The 1,686-nt window shown below is 41.2% G+C and carries 3 protein-coding genes and 1 pseudogene; 1 reads left to right on the top strand and 3 read right to left on the bottom strand.

Annotated features, from left to right (window positions below):
- Positions 1-453: ATP-binding protein (locus R7D93_RS25210; RefSeq protein WP_318129550.1), on the top strand; the 453-nt coding region annotated here is incomplete at its 5' end.
- A 27-nt stretch (positions 454-480) separates the two neighbouring features.
- Here R7D93_RS25210 and R7D93_RS25205 read toward each other — a convergent pair.
- The 3 genes and pseudogenes from R7D93_RS25205 to R7D93_RS25195 all read right to left on the bottom strand — a co-directional run.
- Positions 481-672, bottom strand: a complete 192-nt coding sequence (locus R7D93_RS25205) for a hypothetical protein (RefSeq protein WP_005499054.1) — start codon at positions 670-672, stop codon at positions 481-483.
- A 35-nt stretch (positions 673-707) separates the two neighbouring features.
- Positions 708-1,043, bottom strand: coding sequence for an Hpt domain-containing protein (locus R7D93_RS25200; RefSeq protein ID WP_318129549.1), 336 nt, complete (start codon positions 1,041-1,043; stop codon positions 708-710).
- 2 nt (positions 1,044-1,045) lie between these two features.
- A pseudogene (locus R7D93_RS25195) lies at positions 1,046-1,686 on the bottom strand (response regulator); the annotation flags it as partial.

Here is a 1,686-nt window from a genome sequence, read left to right as displayed (position 1 = left end):
AAATCTTCCCGTGAGGCGAGTAAGCAGCTTGCCGAGTTTCTCTTTCAACATCAGGTATTGGTAAGTGATGTCCAACACCTCGAATTGTGCGTAGTTGAGGTGATGAACAATGCCTTTATACACTCCTACGATGAGCAGGAAGGCGAGCCGATTGAGCTCGAATGTGCAATCTTATCTGACTCTAAGTCTACTCACATCGAAATGCGTATTTCTGATTACGGTCGTCCTATTAAAAAATCGGTTTTCCAAGAGCACACGAATAAAGAAATAAAAGCACCAAGCTTGTTTGATGAAGACAGCTGGATGTCGTCAGGAAGAGGATTAATGTTAATAAGTAATCTAGTTGACAGTTTTCAGGTATTGAGAAGTGGTCGAAAAAACACGTTTGTATTGATTAAAAGGGAGGGACGCCTAACAACCAAGCAAAGTTCTGTCACTTTACCTGGTTCTTAGTTTTCGTCCATGACGAATTAGCTTTCTTTATTTGTGATCGGTGGTGGAAGCCGATGACAGAAGCGCTTCTAGTTCTTCTCTGGTCAACAAGTCTTGCGGATTTAGCATCCCGCTCTCGTCGTCCAAAGACATTTTGGTTCTGCTGATCAAATATCGCTTTTGAGTAGGAGTTAAGTCCTTGAGCGACTCAATCAACTCCTTGAAATGGTTGTTGTCCATGTTCATAATTTCCCCGTTCTAAGCCTTAAGGTGTTTTATTTTAAGTTTTCTAAGTAAGTGAAAATCTGCTTTTTAATTGTCACCAGCTCGTTATTAACTATAGTTATATCTTCGCATTCTGGTGCAGTATTGTTTCTTGTGCTTGTTTCTATCTTCTCCAGCGCAACAACTGCGGTATTTTCTCCAAAGCCTTCTAGAATACCTTTCAAGCTGTGTGCCATCAGATACAGCTCTGGCCAATTTTGTTGTACGAACATTTCATTTAGTTGTTCTGTCGCATCAGAGTAATCCTCCAAGTACGTTGAAAAGACAGCAATGATGATGTCTACGTCATTGTCCATATATTGATTGAGCAATTCGAAGTTGATCATTTTCACTCTCTATCGGTTATGTGATAGCTAAACGGTTCGGGTATCTGGCTAGAAAAAGAACCAGAGAGATAATCGCTTAACCATCGCGACCAATTTGGTGGCAATGCCCTTTGTTTTAGGAAGTTAACCACCGACTCCGAATTAGAATGGTATTGTTGGTCCGGCGCTGCCAGAGCGTTCAGTTTTGTCTCTACTGAAAATGGATAATCGTATTCGTGTGGTACGATATTGCACTCTTGAAGTCGGACTGATGAACACGATTGATTGATGACTCCGAGCAAGCTGCGTCTGATAGAAAACTCACCAAAAAATGCTAATAGCGGAAGGGCTTGTTTCAATAATGCTATCGGCATTTGTGTTGGAATATCGTAAAAGTAACTCAATGACTCTAGCAATTTTAGGTGCGCTTCTGCCGCGCGAGACTCGACGAGAAGTAGCTTGCACTGCATGAGCTGCTTAAAAGCTAATAGATTGACTTGCTGCTCTTTACCCAACTGCTTTTGCGTGAGTAAACAGAGTTCATTCAGTTGAACAAGCACTTTCCTCTTGGTATGAATATGAGTAAGCGTTTTAAAATGGTCGCTGACTAAATCAATGTAAGAAGAAAGGACATTAAGCCATTGGGCATCGGTTTGTGATAAAT

Origin of the sequence: Vibrio sp. YT-15 (assembly GCF_033337445.1) — a bacterium.
Lineage (GTDB): Bacteria > Pseudomonadota > Gammaproteobacteria > Enterobacterales > Vibrionaceae > Vibrio > Vibrio alginolyticus.
The sequence above is the reverse complement of the archived record's forward strand: the minus strand, read 5'-3'. Positions and strand labels throughout refer to the sequence as shown.